This is a genomic window from Celeribacter ethanolicus (genome assembly GCF_001550095.1).
Lineage (GTDB): Bacteria > Pseudomonadota > Alphaproteobacteria > Rhodobacterales > Rhodobacteraceae > Celeribacter > Celeribacter ethanolicus.
Map to the genome: position 1 here is coordinate 224,753 of NZ_LRUC01000052.1, position 21,434 is coordinate 246,186.

The following is a 21,434-nucleotide window of genomic DNA, read 5'->3' on the forward strand; positions in this document are numbered from 1 at the left end:
CTGCGATGCTCAGCCTTTCGACAGGCGCTCGGGCAGGTTATGCGCCCAAGCCGAGATGGTCCCGGCCCCGAGGCAGACAACCATGTCGCCGGGACGGGTCTGTTCGCGCACCAGCCGTTCGAGATCGTCTTCGCAGGTCACCGCACGGGCGTGGCGGTGGCCGTGACGGATGAGACCGGCCACAAGATCGTCGCGGGACGCGCCGGGGATCGGCTCCTCGCCTGCGGCGTAAACCTCGGCGATGCCGACGACATCGGCTTCGTTGAAACAGGTGCAGAAATCGTCGAACAGGCTATGCAGACGCGAGTAGCGGTGCGGCTGATGCACGGCGATGACGCGCCCCTCGGAGGCCTGACGCGCGGCTTTCAGAACGGCCGCGATCTCGACCGGGTGGTGGCCGTAATCGTCGATGATGGTGACGCCGTTCACCTCACCCACACGGGTGAAGCGCCGGTTGACGCCGCCGAAAGCGGCCAGCGCTTTTTTGATCTCTTCGGCTTTCATCCCGAGATGACGCGCCACAGCAACGGCGGCCAAAGCATTGGACACGTTGTGATCTCCGGGCATGGGCAGGGTGCAACCTTCGATCACCATATTGTCGGCGGCCAGAACGATGTCGAAATGCGCCACACCTTTCTTGTAGGTCAGATTGACAGCACGCACATCGGCCTGAGCATTGAACCCGTAGGTGACGACGCGGCGGTCGGTGATCCTGCCGACGAGGCTCTGAACCTCCGGGTGATCCGTGCAGCAGACCGCGAGGCCGTAGAACGGAATGCCGGAGACGAAATCGTAGAAGCCCTGACGCAGGTTCTCGATCGTACCCCAGTGTTCCATGTGCTCAGGGTCGATGTTGGTCACGATGGCGATGGTGGCGGGCAGACGGTTGAACGTGCCGTCGCTCTCATCGGCCTCGACGACCATCCAGTCGCCCTGCCCCATCCGGGCGTTGGAGCCGTAAGCGTGGATGATGCCGCCGTTGATCACGGTCGGGTCGATGCCGCCCGCGACGAGCAATTCAGCGACGAGCGTGGTGGTCGTGGTCTTGCCGTGGGTGCCCGCGATGGCGACGTTGGATTTCAGGCGCATCAGCTCGGCCAGCATCTCGGCGCGGCGTACCACCGGCAGGCCTTTGGCGCGGGCGGTATCAAGCTCCGGGTTGCCGGGTTTGATCGCGCTTGAGATCACCACGACCTCGGCATTGTCCAGATTTTCCGCGCGCTGCCCCTCGTAGATCACCGCACCCAGCGCCTTGAGCCGGTCGGTGATTTTCGACGCTTTCAGATCGGAGCCCTGCACCTGATAGCCATGGTTCAAAAGCACCTCGGCAATCCCCGACATGCCGATGCCGCCAATGCCGACAAAATGGATTGCGCCCATCTCTGTGGGAAGCTTGGTCACGGAAGCGTTCATCTGTTTCGTCTCACTCGTCTGTCGCCCGTTCGGGCCATCATTGTTTGTTGAAGGCCAGCTCTTCGACCAGAGCCGCCAGTTCCTCTGCCGCCATCGGTTTCGAGACCGAAAGCGCGGCATGGGCCATCATCGTTGCGCCCTGCGGGTGAGCCAGCACGTTGTAAATCTGTTCGGCCAGGCTCTCCGGCGTCAGTTGGCTTTCGGGGATCATCACGGCGGCATCTGCTTCGACCAACCCGCGCGCATTGGCGGTTTGATGATCGCCAGCGGCGGCCGCATAGGGGATCAGGATCGACGGACGCCCGATCACGGAAATATCCGCAACGGTCGAGGCGCCGGAGCGGGAGATCACCAGTTGCGCCTCGCTCATCCGGGTCGGGATGTCGTCGAAGAACGGGCGCACATCGGCCTGAATGCCCTGAGTGTGATAGAATTCGGTGACGCGGTCGAGATCTTCGGGACGCGCCTGCTGGCTCACCCGCAGATGCGACAGCATGTGTTCCGGCAGACGCGAGATCGCATCCGGCACTACGTCGGAGAGGATGCGCGCGCCCTGCGAGCCGCCGACGATCAGAAGCTCCATCGGATAATCCCCAGGCGGAATATAGGGCGCAGCGTGTTTTTCAAGCACCGCACCACGCACCGGGTTGCCGACATAATAGCCCTCGACGCCCTGCGGCAGAGTGGTCGGCCATGTGCCGCAGGCGACCGTGTTGACGCGTTTGGCAAAGGCCTGATTGACCCGCCCCAGAACGCCGTTCTGTTCGTGAATCATCCGCGGCAGTTTCAGAAGCGTCGCCGCCGCCACCGCCGGGATCGCCGGGTAGCCACCGAAGCCCACAACGACGGCGGGCTTGTCGGAGACGAATTTGGTGAGCGCCGAAAGCACGCCACCCGCGATGCGAAACGGCACCAGAGCTTTCGCCAGGATGCCGCCGCGCGCGAAGGTGGCCGAGGGCACGGTGTCGATCGCGACCGCTTTCGGGAACGCGCCAGTGTAACGCGCGCCACGGTCGTCGGTCGACAGTTTCACCCGCCAGCCCCGGGCCAGCATCACCTCGGCCAGCGATTGTGCCGGGAACATATGCCCGCCGGTGCCGCCGGCGGCGATGACGAGAAGGGGGGCTTGGGTCATGTCAGTCTCTTTTTGGTCTTGCGGTCGTACGGAGCTCAGCGCCCGCGCCGGATCAGGATGTCGCCGATCTCGCCCTGCGGACGGGTGCGGGTAAAGGCCAGAAGTGCGCCGAGCGCAATGCCCGAGGCGATCACGGACGAGCCACCATATGACACGAACGGGAGAGTCATGCCTTTGGCAGGCAGAAGCCGGACGGCCACGCCCATGTTGATGAAGGCCTGAATGCCGAAAGCACAGGCCAGCCCGGTGCCTGCCAGCCGAATGAACGGATCGCGTTCGCGCAGAAGCCGCCACAGGGACCGCACGGTGATCGTGGCGTAAAGTGCGATGATGATGCCCACAAGGATGAGCCCGTATTCCTCGGCGGCAACGGCGATGATGAAATCGGTATGCGCATCCGGCAGGGACCACTTCACCGTCCCCTCACCTACGCCGACGCCGAAAATCCCGCCCTCGCGAATAGCGTTGGTGGCATAGCCGATCTGGGTCGTGGGGTCGATGGTCGGGTTCAGGAAGCCGTCGATACGACGCGCGAAGTGTTCGGAATTGTGATAGGCGAACGTCCCGCCCGCGACGACCAACCCGGCAATGCCGACAAGCAGCGTCAGAGGCGCCCCGGAGACGAAATACATCACGCCCCAGGCGAAGAGAATGAGCGAGGCCTGACCGAAATCCGGCTGCAACGCCAGCAGGATAACGATGAAAGACGCCAGAAGGAAGGAATACATCCGCCCCGGAGGCCCGCCGATTTCATGGGCGGCGGCCATCAGCCAGGCGGCGGTGATGACGAAGGCGGGTTTGAGGAATTCCGACGGCTGGACCGAAGCGAAACCGAGCGAGAACCACCGGGTCGCGCCTTTGCCGAAATCCGTGCCGAAGAACGGCAGGAGCAAAAGCGACAGCATGGCGATCCCGAAGCCGACCACAGCGACACGACGCACACGCGCCGGGTCCATCATGGTGATGCCGATCATGACGACAAGACCGACACCGCCGAAAAACGCCTGACGTTTGACGTAGTGAAACAGGTCGGTGAAGTGGTTTTTCTCGGCCAGGGGTGGCGAGGCCGCCAGCCCGAGCAAAAGCCCGATGCCAAAGAGAATGAAGACGCAGGACAGCGTCCATTTGTCGATTGTCCGCCACCAACGCGGAAGGATCGGCTCTCCCACGCGCATCGGCGCCGAGCCATACACCATCTCTGTCATGATACCGCCTACATCTGCCTCATGCCCGATTTTCCGGGTCTATACCGATCAGAATAGCGGCATTCGCGCCCGCACGCCACTACAGATTGCGGTCAGACCGATCGGGAGCCGCAGGAAAGCGGGGTTTTGCCCAAAACAGTCTCTCTGCTGCGCCTCTTATGCAAAAACGCGAATTGATCACCGTCATTGATCGTTAACGTGAATCTGCGCATGGTGGCGCTAACCCATCCTCCTTCTTTCCTCCAACCACGGAGAACGCATATGAAAATCGGGATCGTCGGCGCGGGCATGGTCGGCTCGGCCGCAGGCTATGCCATCGCGCTCAAAGGCACCGCGAGCAAGATCGTCTTTGTCGATTACAACGCAGGCCTCGCCCGCGCGCAGGCCGAGGACATCGCCCATGCCGTGCCCTTTGCCTCCTCCACCGTGGTCACGGCGGGCGATTACGCGGAGCTGAAAGGCGCAGGCGTGGTGATCCTCGCCGCTGGCGTCGGCCAGAAACCGGGGGAGAGTCGGCTTGAGTTGTTGACCCGCAACGCCGAGGTGTTCCGCCAGATCATCGGCAAGGTGCTGGACGCCGCGCCCGATGCGATCCTTCTGGTCGCCACCAACCCCGTCGACATCATGACCCAGATCGCCACCCGGCTCTCCGGTCTACCGCCTGCGCGGGTGATTGGATCGGGCACCATTCTGGACACCGCCCGGTTCCGCCATCTGATCGGCGAACATCTGGGCGTGGCGCCGCGCTCGGTCCATGCCTATGTGCTGGGCGAACATGGCGACAGCGAGGTGCTGTGCTGGTCCTCGGCGCGCGCGGGGACGCTCTCCGTCAAGGATTTCGCCGCCCAGATGCGCGTGCCGCTGACCGAAGGCGTCAAGGCGCGCATTGATGATGGGGTGCGTAATGCCGCCTATACGATCATCAACGGCAAGGGCGCGACATGGTATGGCATCGGCGCGGGGCTGGAACGCCTCGTGCGCGCCATCGCCCGCGACGAGCAAACCGTGCTGTCGGTCTCCATCGTAACACCGAAGGTCGAAGGCGTGCAGGACGTCGCCCTGTCGATCCCCCGCATCGTCGGTGCGCAGGGCGTGGTCTCCGACCTGTTCCCCGAACTGGATGACGGCGAACACGAGGCGCTTGGAGCCTCAGCGCGGCTGTTGAAAGAGACGCTGGATGCGTTGGAGTATTGAGCCCTGACCGGCAAGCACTATATCCGGTCGGAGCCACTCTCGCAGGGCTCATCAATATCGAGGAACACGAGAATGCGCCTTTCTATCATTAGTGTTGCTGTGCTGGTCGTTTGGGCCTTGAGCCTCTTGGCCACGTACACCGCCACACGCAACAAATGGCAGGCGCTTGGGGAGGCAAGCGGAGAAATCCACGGGAAAAGCCAGATTCTCTCCGAGCTGTGCGGTTTTGCGGCACCCGGCGGTCTCGATCCCCAGGCCGATCTGCAACTGGACGTGAAGGCCTCAAGTGTGACCCTGACCCGGCGTGACGGGCATGTTGAAATCAGATGTGCACAATGAGTTCCGGCCCAACCTCCGGGTTTCCACTGGTCACAGGCCAAACACCTTGAAACCCAATTTCGAAAGGAAAATTTCATGAAGACTCCCCTTTTCCCCGCAATGCTTCTGGCTGGGCTCGCCACCACTCCGATTGCAGCCCAAACCCCGGCAACATTCGACGAAACCTATTCGGCTTTCGTCGATACGCTGCGCACCCGTTGCACCGGGTTTGAGAACGGTGCATTCGACGCCCCGGCGGAGGCCGTCAGCCGCACCACCGATTTCAACGGCGACGGCATCACCGATCCGATTGTCGAGGAATGGCGGTTTTCCTGCTCCAGTTCCGCCACGATATTCAGCGGCGGAACGGGCGGGAGCTATGTCCACCTCTTCGTCTCTCAGCCCGATGGCGGCTATAGCCGGTTCGAATTTCTGGCCTATGCCGCGATGATCGTCACCCCGCAGGGCCGCCCGGACCGGCCGGTCCTTCTGTTGCCGGAACATGGCACAAATTGTGACGTGACCGCCGAGTCCTGCTATGCCGCCTATGTCTGGTCGGAAACCGGCCGTTTCGTTTCGACCGGCGGTGTGGTCGAGGCCTCGCAATAACCTCACCGGCTTTACGCGTTTCCGGCAGGGTGAGCGTTTCCGCGCGCCCTCACCGGAACGCGGAAGGCGGTGCGCCCAAGTCCCGCTTGAACGCCGCGATAAAGGCTGAGGGACTGGAATAGCCCAGACGTGCGGCCAGATCCGTACTGCTTTCGCCCTGCTCCAACCGTTCCAAAGCGAATAAAATCCGCCGCCGGGCGCGCCAGTCGCGAAAACTCTTGCCGGTTTCCGTCACGAACAATCGCGCGAGCGTGCGCTCCGAGGTGCCGACCTCATGGGCGATCTCGGCAAGGCCGCGGCGCTCTTCCGGATGCTCCAGAAAGATCGACATGGCGGCCACCAGGCGCGGGTCGCGCCCGCCCGGCAGATGCATCGCGGCCGGTTTCAGGCGCCCGATCTCGTCCAAAGCCACCCAGGCCAGCCGACGGGTTTCCGCTTGCGTCAGCCCCCCCTCCATTCTCTGCTCCACCATCCGCTCGACCACCCCGCGCAGCAGAGGAGAGGTCCGCAACACCGTCATCTCCTGCGGCAAACCTGCCCGGCTCACATAGGCCGGCGCGACATAGAGATGATGGGTCAGGACGGCAGATTGCGTGCTGAGTTGATGCTCCACATCGGACGGAATCCAGATCGCGTGTTTGTGCGGGATGATCCAGACATCTTTGCCCGCCTGCAACCGCATCACCCCATTGTAACACATGGCCAGTTGCGCCCTCGGATGGCTGTGCGGTTCGACCGTGTAGCCGCCGGTGAATTGTTCGCGGCGGGCAATCACCGGGCGGCCCGGGGTCAGGTCGAAACCGATCCCCGTGGGTGGCGCATCGGCATTTGGCAGATATTCGACATGATTTGGCATAATGTCGCTCTACCGTATTTCCGACATTTTTTCTACATCTTTCGCAAAAGGTGCAGCCCCCAAAGCCAGCGCCTGTTTTCGCATTCACATCGCAGGACAGCCCATGACCTATTTCCGAGAAGCCGTCATCACGGCCATCACCCTGATCGCGCTTGCGATCGCCATCACGGTTCCCGGCATATTCGCCGCCAACCAGGCACTGATCTTCGCCATCGTCCTCGTGACACTGGGACTTTGGGCCACCGGGCTCGTGCCCGGCTATCTGGCCTCGTTGTTCTTCTTCACGGCGCTTCTGCTACCGGGGCTGGCCGCACCCGACGTGGTGTTCTCGGGCTTCACCTCCACCGCGATGTGGCTGATCATCGCGGGGTTTGTCATCGGGGCGGCGATCACGCATTCCGGGCTTGGCGCGAAGATCGGCGAAGTGGCCCGACCGCATTTGTCGAAAAACTATCCGATGCTGATCGGCGGGCTGATGGTGATCGGCATGGCCTTGGGCTTTGTCATGCCCTCGTCGCTGGGTCGTTCCGCCGTTCTGGTGCCCGTCGGCATGGCGCTGTCCGATATGCTGGGGCTTGAGAAGGGCTCTAAGGGGCGCATTGGTGTGGCGGTGATCATCGCCTTCGGCACCAATATGCCGAGCTTTGCGATCCTGCCGTCGAACATTCCGAACATCGTGCTCTCGGGCATGGCGGACAAGATCTTTGGCATGGAGTTCTCCTATGCCGATTATCTGCTGCTGCATTATCCGGTTCTGGGCGTGTTGAAATCCATCGCTCTGGTGCTTCTGACGCTCTATTTCTTCCCGGCCAAGGTCGAGCCGACACCCATCGAAGTCACCAAGGACACACCCGCCTCCTCGCGCAAGCAAATGATCCTGATGGTGATCCTGCTCGCCACCATCGGCTTCTGGGCCACCGACCAGTTGCACCATATCAACGCCGCCTGGATCGGCCTCGCGGCCACGCTGGTGCTGCTGGTGCCGCGTCTGGGCCTTGTGCCGCCGCCGGTGTTCAAGGGCGCGGTCGATTTCGGCATGCTGATGTTCGTCTCGGGCGCCCTGGCACTTGGCGCCGTGGTCAACAGCTCAGGTCTCGGCGCCATCATCGCCCATCAGGTCGTGGGGGTGCTTCCCTTGGCAGAGGGCCGCGACTTCCTCAACTTCTACTCGCTTTCGACACTCGGCGCGCTGACATCCGTGTTTACCACCATGCCGGGCGTGCCCGCCGTGCTGACGCCTCTGGCCGAAGAACTGTCACAGGCCACCGGATTTTCGCTTGAGAGTGTGCTGATGACCCAGGTCATCGGATTTTCGACGGTGATTTTCCCCTATCAGGTCGGGCCGCTCATCGTCGCCATGGGGCTTGCGGGCGAAAGCACCCGCCACCTGATGAAGATGACCCTTTCGATGGCGGCGCTGACCTTCCTGATCTTCATCCCGCTCGATTACCTGTGGTGGGTGGCTCTGGGCTGGATTTAACGCCAGCCCAGTCACTCAGAGCTTTTCGACCTCGGCGGCGAAGGCATCGCCGCGTTTCTCGAAATTCGGGAACTGGTCGAACGAGGCGGCGGCGGGGGCGAGCAAAACGGTCTCGCCCTCTTCCGCCTCGCTTGCGGCCTTGGCGACGGCCACCTCCATGGTTTCGCAAATCTCATAGGGCGTCTCACCGATCTGAAGCGCGAAATCACGCGCTGAAAAGCCGATGAGATAGGCTTTCGACACCGAACCTAAGAAGGGCTGCAACGCTTCGATCCCGCCCTCCTTGCCAAGCCCGCCCGCGATCCAGCGGATGCGTGGGAAGGCCTGAAGCGCCTTGGCGGCAGCATCGACATTGGTGGCTTTCGAGTCGTTCACATAACGCACACCATTCAACTCACGCACAAGCTGCGAGCGATGCGGCAGGCCTTTAAAACTGCGCAACGCCGCCTCGATGCCCTTGGGCGCGAGGTTCAGCGCCCGCGCGGCGGCATAGGCGGCACAGGCGTTCTGATGGTTGTGCGCGCCGGGCAGCCCATCCATATCGCGCAGGTCAATCGACGCGGTCTGCTTGCCCTTGCGATATTCCGACAGGAACCCTTTGCGGGCAAAGACGTTCCAGCCCGGCCCGCCAAGCTTCTGCCCCGAAGAGATCCGAATGAGCCGCAAATCCTCCGGGTCCTCCACCATCTGGTTCGCCAGATAGCGGCCTTCCTTTTCATCGACGCCGATCACGGCGCGGTCCGGCCCGCCCTCCGCGAACAGCCGTCGCTTGGCCGCAAAATAGCCGCCCATGCCGCCGTGACGGTCGAGATGATCGGGCGAGAGATTGGTGAACACGGCCACATCGGGCGTCAACGCGCGGGCGAGATCGGTCTGGTAGCTCGACAACTCCAACACGATCACCTCGCCATCGGCAGGCTCGTCAATGTCGAGAACCCCACGCCCGATATTGCCCGCAAGCTGGCACGGCGTGCCGTTCGCTTCGAAGATGTGGTGAATGAGTGCCGAGGTGGTGGATTTGCCATTCGATCCGGTCACCGCGATGACACGCGGCGGCGTGTCGTGCTCCATCCAGTCGCCCTGCCCCAGCGAGCGGAAAAACAGCCCGATGTCATTGTCGACCGGCACGCCCGCGTCCCAGGCGAGCGCGATTACCTTGTTCGGCTCAGGGTAGAGATGCGGAATGCCCGGCGAGACGACAAGACAGGACACGCCATCAAACGCACCCGTTTTGTGCAGGTCATGAATGACGAAGCCCTCGGCCTCCGCCCGCTCCCGCGCCTCGACGGAATCGTCCCAGCACAAAGCCTCGGCCCCACCCGCCTCAAGCGCCTTCGCCGTCGCCAGACCGGACCGCCCAAGGCCCAGAACGGCCACTTTCTTACCTTCGTATCCAAGCACAGGGATCATCGCGCGCTCACTCCTTTGCTGTCCAAATACTCAAAAAAGGGGGCCGCGGCCCCCTCTCGTCTTACCGCAGTTTCAGAGTCGCCAGACCGATCAGCGCCAGCACCAGAGAAATGATCCAGAACCGGATCACGATGGTCGGCTCCGACCAGCCCTTTTTCTCATAATGGTGATGGATCGGCGCCATCAGGAACACGCGCTTGCCGGTGCGTTTGAAATAGGCCACCTGAATGATCACCGACAGGGCCTCCACAACAAACAGCCCGCCAACGATGGCCAGAACGATCTCGTGTTTGGTGGCGACCGCAATCGCGCCAAGCGCACCGCCCAAAGCCAGCGACCCGGTGTCGCCCATGAACACAGCGGCAGGCGGCGCGTTGAACCACAGAAAGCCAAGCCCGCCCCCGATCAAGGCTGCGGTGAACACGAGGATTTCACCCGTGCCCGGCACGTAATGCAGGCCGAGATAGTCGGTAAAGTCGACGCGGCCCACGACATAGGCAATCGCGCCCAGCGTCCCCGCCGCGATCATCACTGGCATGATGGCAAGCCCGTCGAGACCGTCGGTGAGGTTCACCGCATTCGCCGCACCGACGATGACGATCATCGCGAAGGGGATGAAGAACCACCACAGATTGATCAGCAGATCCTTGAACACCGGCAGCGCCAGCTGGAACTGCAACTCGGCGGGATGCACCATGGTCGACCAGACCGAGGCGATGAAGGCAATGAGGAAGCCAAGCGCCAGCCGCACCTTGCCCGAGACGCCCTTGGTGTTGGATTTCGACACTTTGGCATAGTCGTCGGCAAAGCCGATCAAGCCGTAACCAAAGGTCACGAACATCACGATCCAGACATAGGGATTGTCAAGCCGTGCCCACAAAAGCGTCGAGATCAGAAGTGCCGTCAGGATCAGCAAACCGCCCATGGTGGGCGTTCCGGCCTTGGCGAAATGGGTTTCGGGACCGTCATCGCGGATCGGTTGGCCCCGGCCCTGACGGCGGCGCAGCAGGTCGATCAGAGGACGCCCGAAGACCATTGCGAAGATCAGCGCCGTAAAGAACGCCCCGCCCGAGCGCATGGTGATATAGCGAAACAGGTTGAACAGGTCGCCCCCGTCCGACAGGCTGGAAATCCAATACAGCATACGCTCAACTCACCTTTCGTCTGTTTGCTGCGGCACTTGTCCCAATTCGCGCAGCGCGTCAACCAGAAGGCTGACCTTGGAGCCTTTCGAGCCTTTCACAAGCACGACATCGCCGGGGCCGACGAGGGTCTGGAGCGCCGGAACGGCGTCTTTCGCGGTCTCGAACCAGACGCCGCGCCGCTCGGCGGGCAAGGCATCGTAAAGCGCCCGCATCAAAGGCCCAACGCAATGCACCGCATCGACAGCGGCGAACCACGGCAGCGCCGCGAGGCCTTCGTGAATCGCCCGCTCCTTTACGCCGAGTTCCAGCATATCGCCCAGAATGGCGATCCGGCGACCGGTGTCATGCGGCTCGGCCTTGGCCAGAACTTCGAGTGCTGCGGCCATGGAGGTCGGGTTGGCGTTGAACGCATCGTCGATCAAATCGACCGGCGCGCCGACGGCAAGCTGAACCTGCTCGCGCGCACCGCGGCCCTCGGGCGGAGCCCAGAGCACCAGATCGGCGGCAGCTTTTTCCAGATCGAGCCCCAACGCATAGGCCACCGCGAGGCAGCCCACGGCATTGGCGGCGAAATGCCGCCCGGCAGTGGAGAGGCGAAACTCCAGATGTGTCGTGTCGATCACGGCGGAGCCTTGGGTTGCGCCATCGGACAGCTCAACAGAGGTGAGCTGCGCCGCACAGGCCTCGTCCTCGCCAAAGCGGATCGTGTCGCCATCCCAAGCGGCGGCAAGGATGTCGGAGACCTCCAGATCGCCGTTGAACACGGCCACGCCACCCGGCACAAGCCCTTTGAAAATATCGGATTTTTCCCGCGCGATACCTTCAAGACTTTCAAACGCCGCCATATGAGCGGGGGCGACCGTGGTGATCATCGCCACATCGGGACGGGCAAGTTTCGCCAGAGGCGCGATCTCGCCGGGGTGGTTCATGCCGATCTCGATCACAGCAAAGTCCGTGTCGGCTGGCATGCGGGCGAGCGTCAGTGGCACGCCCCAATGGTTGTTATAGCTGGCCTCGGCGGCGTGGGTTTTGCCCTGCCCGGAGAGGATCGCGCGGAGCATTTCCTTGGTCGAAGTCTTGCCGACGGAGCCTGTGACCCCGATCACCTTGCCGGTCATGCGCGCGCGCGCAGCAGCACCCAAGCGCTCCAAAGCGGGCAGCACCTCGTCCACGATCAACAGCGGCGCGTCTGCCGTGACACCTTCGGGAATGCGCGACACCAGAGCGGCGGCGGCACCTTTGTCCAGAGCTTGTGCAACAAACTCATGGCCGTCTCGCACATCTTTGAGGGCGACAAACAAATCGCCCGGCTGGATCGTCCGCGTGTCGATGGAGACACCCGAGATATCAAACGCTTGTGTCGCCCGCCCGCCGGTGGCCTTGGCCGCTTCTTCCGAGGTCCAGAGCGCCATCACAGCGCCCCGTCCAGCGCCGAGACCGCCAGAGAGGCCTGTTCCACATCGTCAAACGGGTAGACCGTATCGCCCACGGTCTGGCCGCTCTCATGCCCCTTGCCGCAGATCAGCAGAGCATCGCCGGGTTGCAGCGCATCGACGCCTCTGAGGATGGCTTCGGCGCGGTCCCCGACCTCCATCGCCTCGGGCGCACCAGCCAGAACCTCCGCCCGGATCGAGGCCGGGTCTTCGGAGCGCGGGTTGTCATCGGTCACGATCACCAGATCGGCGTTTTCCGCAGCGGCCTTGCCCATCAGCGGGCGTTTCGTCTTGTCGCGATCCCCGCCCGCGCCGACAATGGCAATGATGCGGCCCATGACATGGGGCCGGAGCGCCGTGATCGCGGTCGAAACCGCGTCGGGCGTATGGGCGTAATCGACAAACACCGCCGCGCCATTGTCGCGCGTCGCGGCATGTTGCATCCGGCCCCGCACGCCCACCAGCTCGGGCAGGCAGGAGAACACCTCTTCCGGATCCGCCCCGGAGGCCATGACGAGCCCGGCAGCGGCCATGACGTTTTCAGCCTGAAACCCGCCGATGAGATCGAGGCGGATCTGATAGATATTGCCAACGAAATCGACGCGCAGGTCCTGCCCGGTGGCATCAAACCGCTGGCCGACGATGCGCAGATCGGCGGCATCCGAGCGCCCGACGCGCATCACGTCGATGCCGCGCTCGGCGCAAAGCCCCTCGACCTCCATGCCTCTGGCATCGTCGATATTCACGATCGCCACGCCGTCTTCCGGCAAAACGCGGGTGAAGAGCCCGGCCTTGGCGGAGAAATAGGCCTCGAACGTGGCGTGATAATCCAGGTGGTCCTGGGTGAAATTGGTAAAGGCGGCGGCGGTGAGGCGGACGCCATCGAGACGGCGCTGCGCCAGACCGTGCGAGCTTGCCTCCATCGCGCCATGGGTGACACCGGCGTGGGCGGCCTCGGACAGCATACGGTGCAGTGTGATCGGCTCCGGCGTGGTGTGCGGGCTCGGCGCCTGCCAGTCGCCCTCGACGCCGGTGGTGCCGACATTGATCGCGCGCGCGCCCAGAAGTTGCCAGATCTGGCGGGTGAAGGTGGCGACCGAGGTCTTGCCATTGGTGCCGGTGACGGCGACCATCACCTCTGGCTGCACACCGTAATAAAGGGCTGCCGCATAGGCCAGCGCCTGACGCGGGTCTTCAACCACGACCAGCGCCGGCTCGTATTCGGCAATCGCTCCGGCGGCGATGCGCGCGCCTTCCGGATCGGTCAGAACCGCACGCGCGCCCATCGACAGGGCCATCGGCAGATATTCCGCGCCATGCGCCCGCGCCCCGGGAAGCGCAGCAAAGAGGTGCCCCTCCTCAACCTTGCGGCTGTCGACGGACAGGCCGGTGATCTGCGCCTCACGGCCGCTTTGGGCGGTCAATCCGAGTTCCGAAAGAGATTTCATCATGGCCGCGCCCTTCCCTTAATGCGTCGCGGTCAGTGTTAGCCCAGCTTGCGAGGGGGTTTCAATCTCGGGACGCAGCCCCATGAGCGGTGCGGTGCGACGGATCACCTCGCCCGCCACGGGAACGGCGGTCCAACCGGCGGTGCGGCGCGGTTTCGGCCCGGAGGTCTCCACCGCCTCGTCGAGCGTCACGATCAACACATATTTCGGATCGTCCGCCGGGTAGACGGAGGCAAAGGTGTTGATGGTCTTGTCGTCGTAATAACCGCCCGTGGGTTTCGGCTTGTCGGCGGTGCCGGTCTTGCCGCCAATACGATACCCCGGCACCTCGGCAAAGGAGGCCGTGCCCGCCGGATCGGCCACCACGGCGCGCAGCATCTCGCGCGCCGCCGCCGAGACGTCTTCGCGCACGATGCGCTCGCCCGGCGCGACATAGCCGTCGCGTTTGAGCAGCGTCGGGGTAACTTTCGTGCCACCGTTCAAGAGCGTGGAGTAGGCCGTCGCCAGATGCAGCGGCGAGGCGGACAGACCGTGACCGTAGCCGATGGTCAGCGTCGAGAGCTCGGACCAGTTGGGCGGCAGAAGCGGTTTGCCGGTGGGCGCCTCAGCCAGTTCTACCGTGGTCGGTTCGAAAAAGCCCAAGGACTTTAGGAAAGCCTGTTGCCGCTCCACGCCGATCTGCTGCGCCACATGGGCGGTCGCGACGTTGGAGGATTTGACGATCATCCCCCTGAGCGACAGGAAGGGGCCGTAATTGTGGCCCTCGAACTCGCCGATCCTGAACTTTCCCCAGCGAAACGGCGGGGTGGCGGGGATTTGCGTGTCCGGGGTTGCAAGACCAAGCTCCATGGCCTGGGCGGCGGCAAAGATTTTGAAGGTCGAGCCAAGCTCATAGACCCCCTGCACCGCACGGTTGAACCGCGGGTTGGCACTCGGGTCCTTGCCCTCGAAAAACTCGGGACGCGAGTTCGGGTCGAAATCCGGCAGGGACACCAGGGCAATGATCTCGCCGGTGTGAACGTCCATCATCACCGCGGCCGCGCCCTTGGCGCCGAGCATGCGCATACCGCCATCGAGCACTTCGCGCACCGTCGACTGCACCGTCAGATCGAGCGACAGTTGCAGCGGCGCATCGCCATTGGCCGGATCGCGCAGATAGGCGTCCATCTGTTTCTCGATCCCGGCCTGACCGACGATCTCGGCGCTCATCACGCCCTCGCGGCCGAATTTCGTGCCGCCCAGAACGTGGGCGGCCAGCTTGCCATTCGGATAGAGCCGCTCCTCGCGCGGACCGAACAGAAGCCCCGGCTCGCCGATGTCATGCACGGCCTGCTGTTGCTCGGGGGCGATTTTCTTCTTGATCCAGAGGAATTTGCGTTTGCCGGTGAAATCGCGGATCAGCCGCTCGCGGTCGAGATCGGGGAAGATGCGCACCAGCTCCTCGGCGGCGTGGACCGGGTCGATCATCTCCTGCGGCTGGGCGTAGAGCGAATTGGTCACGCGGTTGGTCGCAAGGATACGGCCATTGCGGTCGACGATGTCGGCGCGCTGCGCGAGGATCGGCGTGCCGGAGGCCTCGGCGCGCGGTTCCTCGGGGACGGTGGCGGCCACCTGCCCCATGCGCGCGCCCACGACGACGAAGGCGGAGACGAAACACAGGCCCAGAACCAGAAGCCGCCCCTCGGCCCGAAGGCGGGAGCGGTCGCGCATTTCCTCGTGACGCAGGCGCAGGTTCTCGCGCTCGATGGCGTCGGGATTTTCGCCCCGGGAGCGGGCGGTCAGGACGCGGGCCAGGGGGCGAAGCGGGGTGCGGATACTCATGGCTCGATGGCCTCCAGAGAGCCGACCACATCGACGGAGTCGGTCAGATCCAAAATGAGATCGTCTTCCTGCGGAAAGGCGATCTGGTCGACCCGCCCGAATTGTTCCGGCTGGAAGGGCAGAAGACCGAGACGGTCGTAATTGATCGCGGCGAGATCGCGCAGGCGGTCGGGACGGTTGAGATAGGCCCATTCGGCATTGAGCACGGCCAGCTCTTCGCGTTGATGTCCGATGTCGCGCTGGATCTGGCTGATCTCGCGCAGCACATGCTGGGTCGCGTAATTTTCCCGGTAGGCCCAGACGCCGAGCATCATGACCACCAGACCTGCCAATATCAGATAAACCCCACGCATCTCTTACCCTTGCCTCACGAGACCGACCTCAAAACAGGTTTCGGCAGGCCCATTGCCGCACGGTCCACCGGCACTGCCGGGGCCGTGGTACGCCGACCGACCCGCAGCCGCGCCGAGCGCGCACGCGGGTTTATGTCTAGCTCGTCCGCATCGGGACCGATGGCTTTGGAGAGCTGCTCGAAACCGGGTGTTTTCACCTCTTGTTCAGGAGCATAGCGCGAGCCGCCACCACCCGTCGAGGCCCTTTCCTGAAAGAAGCGCTTGACCACCCGGTCCTCGAGCGAATGAAAGCTCACGACGGCCAGTTGCCCGCCGGGTTTAAGCGCGCGCTCGGCGGCTTCCAACCCCTCGATGAGCTGACCGAATTCGTCGTTCACCGCGATGCGAATGGCCTGAAAACTCCGGGTCGCCGGATGGCTTTGCCCCGGTTTCTTGCGCGGCAGCAGCCGTTCGATCAGGTTCGCGAGTTGCAGCGTCGTAGTGAACGGTTCTTTTTCGACGCGGTCCTTTACGATGGCGCGGGCGATTTTGCGCGACTGTTTTTCCTCGCCGTAGTGAAACAGCACCTCGGCGATCTCCGCCTCGTCCGCTGTATTGACGAAATCGGCCGCCGTCGGCCCGTCCTGCGACATGCGCATATCCAGAGGCCCGTCTTTCATGAAGGAAAAACCGCGCTCCGGCAGGTCGAGCTGCATCGAAGACACCCCGAGATCGAGCACCACGCCGTCGAGACCCGAAGCATATTGGTCCATCTCGCCGAAGGTCCCCAGAACGAGGTCGATTTTACCGGCATAAGGCGGCTCGTTGATCCAAGTCGCGGCCATCTCATGCGCCAGCGGATCGCGATCGACGCCGGTGACGTGATCGGCGCCCTCTGCGATCAGGCCCTTGGTATAGCCGCCTGCGCCGAAGGTGCCATCGAGCCAACGGCCCGAAATGGGTGCGCATTCGCGCAGCAACGGGTTCAGCAGGACCGGAATGTGGGGCTTTTTCTCATCCGAGGCCATCTCAGCCCTCCAGATCGTCCAGAAGGCTCAGCGGATCGAAATCCTCGCCCTGCTCTTCCAACCATTTCTCGGAGATCATCGCATCGACCGCCTCGTGGGTCTCCGGCTTCCAGATCTCGAAGGTTTCGCCCATGCCGGCGAAATAGGCCACGCCGTCGAGCGCGATCTTGTCACGCAGCGGCTGCGGCAACACCAGACGGCCATCGTTGTCCACCTCGGTCGGGCGGGCACGGTTGAGAATCATGCGCTCCATGATCTTGCGCTTTTCCGAGCCGCGCGGCAGGCGCGCGATGTCGGAGGCCAGCGCCCGATAGCCCTCGTAAGTATGCACGATCAGTTGTTTTTGTTTGTCGTGGCCATAGACGATGACCATGCGGGGACGGCCGGTTTCCGCAGCCAGAGGATCGCCAAGCTCGAGTTCGCGACGAAAATCGGCGGGGATCGACACGCGTCCCTTTCCGTCCACCTTAAAGGTGTGTTCGCCGATGAACATGCCAACCAAGTGGCGGCTCCTTTACTGTCCCTGCCCCGTCATGAGGCCTTTTAAGCGAAACGGCGGAATGAGCTGCTGCCACCGCTCAATCCGCCGCCCTCGTCCCGATATTTCGGGCTGTCCGGACTGCGCGCGCCACCTGGGGGGATGTCTGCTCGCTCGCGCGCCGGATCTCTTTGTTCCGATGAGGCTGGGTGCCTGTATGAACCTGACTTATGGGTCTTTATTCGCGGTCTTGGATGCGCCGCTCATTCCCGTCTCATCGCGTAAAGCCAAGATGCCACGGGAATTCATGGTAATCAACGGATATTTTCTCCACAGCCCCCAAATCTTGCTTTCCAGGACAGGGCGAATCTAGGTATAGAAACGCCCCTCACGAAATTGAGAGCACATATAGGCAAACAAAGCCTAAATTTAACCACATTTAGTGGTCGCATTTTCCCATGAGTTTTCCCAAGGAAGTTTCGATAAATCCACAGAATTCACAGGGTTCTCCACAAATCCACCGAGTTATCCACAGGATTGTGATTCGCATTGAAGATTGCGACCATGATTTCCCGGAAGTTCCATGAAGTCCCACCACTCACCCCTGACCTGTACCATGAAATCCCGAAACACAAAAAAGGGGCCCGAAGGCCCCTTTCCGTCGTCACATCGCTCCGGGATCAGAAATCCAGCGTCAAGGACAGACTCACCGTGCGCCCCGAGGCATAGGCCGGGTAGACCGTCCGGGTGGCGCTGATCTCGCGATAGACATAACTCGAACGCTCGTAATAGGTTTCATCGAAGAGGTTATCGACCCCGAGCCGAACCTTAGCCCCTTCGATCTGCGGCGGCTGCCACTCGGCATAGGCATTGACCACCGTGTAGGAGGCATGCGCCTCATAACCCGCGCTTTCCATCAGATCGTCATCGAGCTTACCGGCCCACTCCACGGTCGCGCCGAGCGTCATATTCGCCGCAGGCAGTTCCTGATCGACGTAAAGCGTCGCCACATCGCTCACCGGCATCACCGTACCGCCATCCGGGATAACGAAATCGCCGTCCTCGGTCACGTCCGCCTTGGTATAGCTCGCACCGAGCCGCCCGGAACCCCAGTTGTACTGGCCGTTCAGCGTCACCCCCTTGGAACGCACCTCACCCGAGTTGTTGACCTCGTCATTGCTCGAATCGTAATTCGCCAAATCCTTGATCTTCGTATCGAAATAGGTGATCCCGCCGGAAAAGTCGCCAAGACTTCCATTGAAACCGAGCTTGAAGTTGGTCGCAGAGCCAGCCTTGTAATCGGCGTCGAAGTCGTAATCCCGGGCATGCATCAATCCGAATTCGCCGATGTCATAGCCCAGCCAGGTGCGCGACCCACCCGCGAAGACCTCGAGACCGGGGACGATCTCATAAGATACGGTCGCATTGGCGCTCAGCCCCGTGTCGTTGAAGGTCTGGCCATCCATATCCTCGAGACGATGATAATCGGCCCGAAGCCCGGTCGAAAGGTCGATGCCGCTGGCGAAGGCGAACCGCCCCTGCGCGAAGGCACCGATCTGCTTGGTGGTCAGCTTCTGGAGACGCGGCGTGTTGGCGACATCGCCGTAATTGTCGATGCTGTAGTCGGTCTGCGCGAAATCGAGTCCGGCGGTGATCGTGCCGGCATCGAGGGTGAAGGTGTTCTTCACCACCCCGCCGATGGCATCGTCATCGAGGACCATGTCGCCATTGCGCCCACCGACGACATAGTTCGGACGCCAGTAATCGTTCTGCGTGGCATAGATCATAACCTCCGGGTCCCACAGGTCCGTGGGCGCGGTGGACGTGTATTTCAGACTGATCGTGTCACGCGTCACGTCGAGCGGATAGACCGTGTCGTCATGGTTGAGATCCATGTTCATCTTGATCACGCGATCGGCATCATCCTCGGAGCGCTCATAGGCGAGTTCGAGCCGCGAGGTGCCGAATTCATAGCCGAATTTCGACAGAATGCCCTTGGCCGCCGGTTCGGTGCCCGGCATTTCCTCACCATTCCCGGCCTTGTAATTGTCGCCGTCCTGCGCGTGGATCATCACCATCCAGTCGACCGCACCATAGACGCCGAAGCTCGCCAGCGAGCCGGAAAGCCCCTGCCCGTTGTCGCCATAGGTCAGGTTCACGCGCCCGCCCGCGACCTCGCCCTCGGCCAGCAGATCGAAGGCCGAAACGGTCTCATAGCGCACCGCACCCGCGGCCGCGGCAACGCCCGCGTCGGCGGCGGCGGCGCCCGCCTCGACCTCGACGGATTTCAGGAAAGCCGGATCGACGACGTTGGAGCCGGTGTGGTGCCAGCTTGTGCCCCCTTGCGGGACCCCGTCGACCGTCACGGCCAGATTGGATTGTTCCATGCCGAACACGTGGATCCGCTTCGACGGGCCCGCGCCGCCCGAGACCGTCACAGCGGATTCGCGGGCGAAAAGTTCAGAAACGTTTTGTGGCTGCAGGGCTTCGAGTTCCTCTTCGGAAATCAACGCTCCCCCGGTGGCTTCGACGTTTTCCTGCCCCTCATCGACGAGAGACACGGTGATCATATCCAGTTCAAATGCATCCTGAGCAAAACCAGCAGATGCAAACGCGGCGTAAGACACGCCGCACAGCGCCACAAAACGCGCCATAGTCATGAGATATCCCCTCTTGTTGTGCGATATTTGAGGAGCTACGGGACCAGAGATTGATTCACAAGTATTTTTGTCGGGAATTTATCATATTGATAGATATTGAATTTTCATAACCTCAACCGAAATCGACCGCTTCGCCCCATAAAAACACATAAAAACTGTAAGGTATGACGCAAGACAGAAGAAAACCCGCACGGTTTCCCGTGCGGGTTCGATGTCGATCTGTGGCGCGAAAGCCGCAGCCGTCAGGCCAGCCCGACCTGAACCAGACGCTCGGCAAGCTTCATATAGGGCTCGGCCAGCGGGCTGTCGGTCGCCGCGACCGGCACGCCGGAGTCGCCCGCAAGCCGCGCTTCGAGCGCCAGCGGCAACTCGGCCAGAAGCGGCACGTCGAGCTTCGCCGCCTCCGCCGCCACCCCGCCATGGCCGAAGATATGCTCTTCATGGCCACAGTTCGGACAGACATAGGTGGACATATTCTCAATCAACCCCAAAACCGGCACTTTCAGCTTTTCGAACATCGAAATCCCGCGCCGCGCGTCGATCAGCGCCACGTCCTGCGGCGTCGAAACCACCAGCGCGCCGGTGAGTTCGGTTTTCTGGCCCAGCGTCAACTGCACATCGCCGGTGCCCGGCGGCATGTCGATCAACAAAACGTCCAGCTCACCCCAAGCCACCTGCCCGAGCATCTGCTGCATCGCCCCCATGAGCATCGGCCCGCGCCAGACCACCGCTTCCCCGTCGGGTATCATGAATCCGATCGACATCAGCGTGACGCCATGAGCGTGCAGCGGCTCGATGGTTTGACCGTCTGGGGAGGCCGGGCGTTTATTGATCCCCATCATGCGCGGCTGCGACGGGCCGTAGATGTCGGCGTCGAGCAACCCGACCTTGCGCCCCTGACGCGCCAGCGCCACGGCGAGGTTGGCGGAGACTGTGGATTTGCCCACGCCGCCCTTGCCCGAGGCGATGGCGATGATGTGTTTGACTCCCGGCACGCCTTGCTTGCCCTGCTGCGGGGTCGGATGGCGTCCGATCTTGAGGCTCGGCGGCTCACCCGCGGGCGCGGCAGGCTTGGCGGCAGGCCCAGGCTTGGCGGCAGGCCCATGTGCCGTGGTCACGATGGACACCTTCGTCACGCCGGGCAGCGATTCGAGCCTGGCGCGCGCCACGGCCTCGACCCCACCCAGAGCCTGCGCCGTCGCCGCATCCGGCGCTTCGATCACGAAACTGACCGCCCCCTCCTTCACCGAAAGCGCCCGAATGAGGTCACGCTCAACCAGCGAAGTGCCATCCGGCAGCTTCACCCCCGCGAGCGCCGTCATAATCCTGTCTTGATCTGCGGACATACGTCTTCCTTTCCGCCACGTCTCATGGTCTGACCCTTTACCCCGAAATAGGCCCTTTGCTGACCCTTTTCCACAGCGGTTTGACGCTCCCGGTCCGAAACCTGCCCCCAAAGGTGAAAATAG

Annotated in this window: 18 protein-coding genes; 4 read left to right on the plus strand and 14 right to left on the minus strand. The window is 62.6% G+C overall.

The genetic code is table 11. From position 1 onward, the window contains the following. Positions 1-9: 9 nt before the first annotated feature. The 3 genes from murC to ftsW are packed head-to-tail and all read right to left on the minus strand — an operon-like array spanning position 10 to position 3,753. On the minus strand, positions 10-1,413 hold the full coding sequence (gene murC / locus NH195_RS20560; protein ID WP_066705523.1) for a UDP-N-acetylmuramate--L-alanine ligase: 1,404 nt from the start codon (positions 1,411-1,413) through the stop codon (positions 10-12). Positions 1,414-1,450: 37 nt separating this feature from the next. Next, positions 1,451-2,548, minus strand: a complete 1,098-nt coding sequence (locus NH195_RS20565; protein WP_066705525.1) for a UDP-N-acetylglucosamine--N-acetylmuramyl-(pentapeptide) pyrophosphoryl-undecaprenol N-acetylglucosamine transferase — start codon at positions 2,546-2,548, stop codon at positions 1,451-1,453. Positions 2,549-2,583: 35 nt separating this feature from the next. Beyond that, positions 2,584-3,753 carry a putative lipid II flippase FtsW gene (gene ftsW / locus NH195_RS20570; RefSeq protein ID WP_066705527.1) on the minus strand — a complete coding sequence of 390 codons (1,170 nt, stop codon included), beginning with the start codon at positions 3,751-3,753 and terminating at the stop codon, positions 2,584-2,586. 261 nt (positions 3,754-4,014) lie between these two features. Here ftsW and NH195_RS20575 point away from each other — a divergent pair, with 261 nt between their 5' ends. The 3 genes from NH195_RS20575 to NH195_RS20585 all read left to right on the plus strand — a co-directional run bounded on the left by NH195_RS20575 (position 4,015) and on the right by NH195_RS20585 (position 5,874). Continuing rightward, entirely contained in the window at positions 4,015-4,947 is a 933-nt protein-coding gene (locus NH195_RS20575) for an L-lactate dehydrogenase (protein ID WP_066705531.1), read from the plus strand. Positions 4,948-5,019: 72 nt separating this feature from the next. Next, a complete protein-coding gene (locus tag NH195_RS20580; protein ID WP_066705533.1) occupies positions 5,020-5,286 on the plus strand; it encodes a hypothetical protein in 267 nt (88 codons plus the stop codon). A 75-nt stretch (positions 5,287-5,361) separates the two neighbouring features. Continuing rightward, positions 5,362-5,874 (plus strand): hypothetical protein, encoded by a 513-nt coding sequence (locus tag NH195_RS20585; RefSeq protein ID WP_155846118.1) that lies wholly within the window; start codon positions 5,362-5,364, stop codon positions 5,872-5,874. A gap of 49 nt (positions 5,875-5,923) precedes the next feature. Here NH195_RS20585 and NH195_RS20590 read toward each other — a convergent pair whose 3' ends face one another. Then, entirely contained in the window at positions 5,924-6,730 is an 807-nt protein-coding gene (locus tag NH195_RS20590; RefSeq protein ID WP_066705537.1) for an AraC family transcriptional regulator, read from the minus strand. Positions 6,731-6,833: 103 nt separating this feature from the next. On the opposite strand from NH195_RS20590, the gene NH195_RS20595 reads away from it, so the two are divergent. Continuing rightward, positions 6,834-8,210 (plus strand): SLC13 family permease, encoded by a 1,377-nt coding sequence (locus NH195_RS20595; RefSeq protein WP_066705545.1) that lies wholly within the window; start codon positions 6,834-6,836, stop codon positions 8,208-8,210. A gap of 15 nt (positions 8,211-8,225) precedes the next feature. Here NH195_RS20595 and murD read toward each other — a convergent pair whose 3' ends face one another. The 10 genes from murD to NH195_RS20645 form a co-directional block, all read right to left on the minus strand. Next, complete coding sequence (gene murD, locus NH195_RS20600; protein ID WP_066705546.1) at positions 8,226-9,620, minus strand: UDP-N-acetylmuramoyl-L-alanine--D-glutamate ligase; 1,395 nt, start codon at positions 9,618-9,620, stop codon at positions 8,226-8,228. A 61-nt stretch (positions 9,621-9,681) separates the two neighbouring features. Continuing rightward, a complete protein-coding gene (mraY, locus tag NH195_RS20605; RefSeq protein ID WP_066705548.1) occupies positions 9,682-10,764 on the minus strand; it encodes a phospho-N-acetylmuramoyl-pentapeptide-transferase in 1,083 nt (360 codons plus the stop codon). 9 nt (positions 10,765-10,773) lie between these two features. Then, positions 10,774-12,177, minus strand: a complete 1,404-nt coding sequence (locus tag NH195_RS20610) for a UDP-N-acetylmuramoyl-tripeptide--D-alanyl-D-alanine ligase (protein ID WP_066705550.1) — start codon at positions 12,175-12,177, stop codon at positions 10,774-10,776. Further along, complete coding sequence (locus NH195_RS20615; protein WP_066705552.1) at positions 12,177-13,649, minus strand: UDP-N-acetylmuramoyl-L-alanyl-D-glutamate--2,6-diaminopimelate ligase; 1,473 nt, start codon at positions 13,647-13,649, stop codon at positions 12,177-12,179. Before NH195_RS20615 ends, NH195_RS20610 begins: the two co-directional genes overlap by 1 nt. A 15-nt stretch (positions 13,650-13,664) precedes the next feature. Then, positions 13,665-15,467: a peptidoglycan D,D-transpeptidase FtsI family protein gene (locus NH195_RS20620; protein WP_066705554.1), complete on the minus strand. Its 1,803-nt coding sequence runs from the start codon at positions 15,465-15,467 to the stop codon at positions 13,665-13,667. Continuing rightward, a complete protein-coding gene (ftsL, locus tag NH195_RS20625; RefSeq protein WP_066705556.1) occupies positions 15,464-15,820 on the minus strand; it encodes a cell division protein FtsL in 357 nt (118 codons plus the stop codon). The genes NH195_RS20620 and ftsL overlap by 4 nt, the downstream gene beginning before the upstream one ends. A 14-nt stretch (positions 15,821-15,834) precedes the next feature. Continuing rightward, positions 15,835-16,827, minus strand: a complete 993-nt coding sequence (rsmH, locus tag NH195_RS20630; protein ID WP_066705558.1) for a 16S rRNA (cytosine(1402)-N(4))-methyltransferase RsmH — start codon at positions 16,825-16,827, stop codon at positions 15,835-15,837. A gap of 1 nt (position 16,828) precedes the next feature. After that, positions 16,829-17,320: a division/cell wall cluster transcriptional repressor MraZ gene (gene mraZ / locus NH195_RS20635; protein ID WP_066705560.1), complete on the minus strand. Its 492-nt coding sequence runs from the start codon at positions 17,318-17,320 to the stop codon at positions 16,829-16,831. Positions 17,321-17,985: 665 nt separating this feature from the next. Then, the gene (locus tag NH195_RS20640; protein ID WP_066705561.1) at positions 17,986-19,965 is read right to left on the minus strand and encodes a TonB-dependent receptor domain-containing protein; all 1,980 of its coding nucleotides are present in this window, start codon (positions 19,963-19,965) and stop codon (positions 17,986-17,988) included. A 242-nt stretch (positions 19,966-20,207) separates the two neighbouring features. Next, the gene (locus NH195_RS20645; protein ID WP_066705562.1) at positions 20,208-21,311 is read right to left on the minus strand and encodes an Mrp/NBP35 family ATP-binding protein; all 1,104 of its coding nucleotides are present in this window, start codon (positions 21,309-21,311) and stop codon (positions 20,208-20,210) included. Positions 21,312-21,434: the final 123 nt, after the last annotated feature.